The organism is Clostridium sp. CMCC3677 (assembly GCF_023845585.1).
Lineage (GTDB): Bacteria > Bacillota > Clostridia > Clostridiales > Clostridiaceae > Clostridium > Clostridium aquiflavi.
Genome location: NZ_JAMQHS010000029.1, coordinates 1 through 1,769 on the forward strand (window position 1 = coordinate 1; position 1,769 = coordinate 1,769).

Sequence of the window (1,769 nt, forward strand, 5' to 3'; positions counted from 1 at the left end):
GTAAGCTAGTAAGACCCCTTGAAGACTACAAGGTTGATAGGTCAGAGGTGTAAGTGTGGCAACATATTTAGCTGACTGATACTAATAGGTCGAGGGCTTGACCAATAAATAATTGTTATATACAATTTATGTGCAATTTTGAAAGAACATTCTTTCAAAGGATCTGGTGATGATGGCATGGAAGTAACACTCCTACCCATTCCGAACAGGAAAGTTAAGATCCATAGCGCCGAAGGTACTGCACGGGAGACTGTGTGGGAGATTAGGACGTTGCCAGGTAAGCTTAAAGAGATAGTTATAACAACTATCTCTTTTTTAGTATATAAAAATAATATGAAGGTAATGTTAATAATAGATAGAGTTTAATATACACTATTAAAACTTAAAATATTTTAATATTATCAATATATAGTTAGACAGTCTGACTTTTTTATCTGTAGATGAAATAAAAAAGTCCATGAGATGTTGTTCTTTTTTAAGTAAAAGTTATATATGTTAAGTGCAATACTATTTATTTTAATTAGTATTGCACTTTTTTCTTTCCTTTTATAAGTTTATCCACAACATTATAAACATTATATTGGGTTTTTATTAATAATTACTCCTTAGCAGACTTTCTTTATAGTTTATTTTTCTAACTATAACACTTAATGAAAAGCCACTTGGATTATATTTAGAAGATGCATTAGAAGCTATGAAAGCTGTAAATTCTCATTTGGAAAAAATATTTATGCTTGGATTTATGAGAAGGTATGATAAATCATATGCTTATGCTAAACAAAAAATTGAAGAGGGGTCTATAGGTAAGGTTGTCTTGGTAAGATGCTATGGGAAATAGGAGGAGCTTATGAACATAAAGAATTTGATAAAATAAATGATGCTGAAACTGTAGCCGCTATGGTTAAGTTAAAAAATGGAACTATGACACTACTTGTTGCTGGCAGAAATTGTGCTCATGGATATCATATAGAAACTGAAATAATAGGAACTAAAGGAACATTAAGAATTGGAACAACTCCAGATAAAAATTTAGTAACGGTATTTAATGATAATGGAATTAATAATGAATGTGCTGGTGGATTTTTAAAAAGATTTGAGGATGCATATTTAGCAGAGGTTAAAGAATTTGTTAATTGTGTATTAGAAAATAGAAAGCCAGTTGTTACTGTTGAAGATGGCGTCTTATCAACTATTGTTGGATATGCATGTAAAGGATCTTTTGAAATTGGAGAATTAGTTAGGGTTGATTGTTCTGAATATGAAAAATTAAAATAGCAAACTAATATACAAAATAAGTAACTTGTATTAATTTATCCAAGGGAAATTAATACATTCTACATTATCAATTCATATATTTGACATATAAATACTATATTTTTTATTTAGTGTAATTGACCAATGTATATTTAATTAAATAATCAAGAAAAAAACTATAGATAAAATAGAAGTATAGTTAATAAAAAGTTGATTTACAATCTATATATATTACATTTGCTAGACTTTAATAGAATTAGAAAACTAATACTAAAATCATAAAATATTAAAATTATGATTTTAATAAGGTGATTTATGAGTTTATATAAACAAACATCAATATAACGGTTCCTAGTGTATCAGTAATTAAATAAATGAGAATTATAAAGAATTTACTAGTATTATAGAGTTAACTTTAAAATATGCATATTTATATGCCAAAGGCAATTAACATATATGGTAAGATAAAACACGTCGCTGAGAGATGCGGCAAACAAGTTAAAAAGAAGTTAAGA

The 1,769-nt window shown here is 27.6% G+C and carries 2 rRNA genes and 1 pseudogene; all 3 read left to right on the forward strand.

The annotated features are described in order from the left end of the window. Positions 1-105 (forward strand): 23S ribosomal RNA (locus NG901_RS16560); the annotation flags it as partial. Between the two features lie 57 nt (positions 106-162). Next, positions 163-279: ribosomal RNA gene (rrf, locus tag NG901_RS16565) — 5S ribosomal RNA — on the forward strand. A 370-nt stretch (positions 280-649) separates the two neighbouring features. Further along, a pseudogene (locus NG901_RS16575) lies at positions 650-1,275 on the forward strand (Gfo/Idh/MocA family protein); the annotation flags it as partial. Positions 1,276-1,769 lie beyond the last annotated feature (494 nt).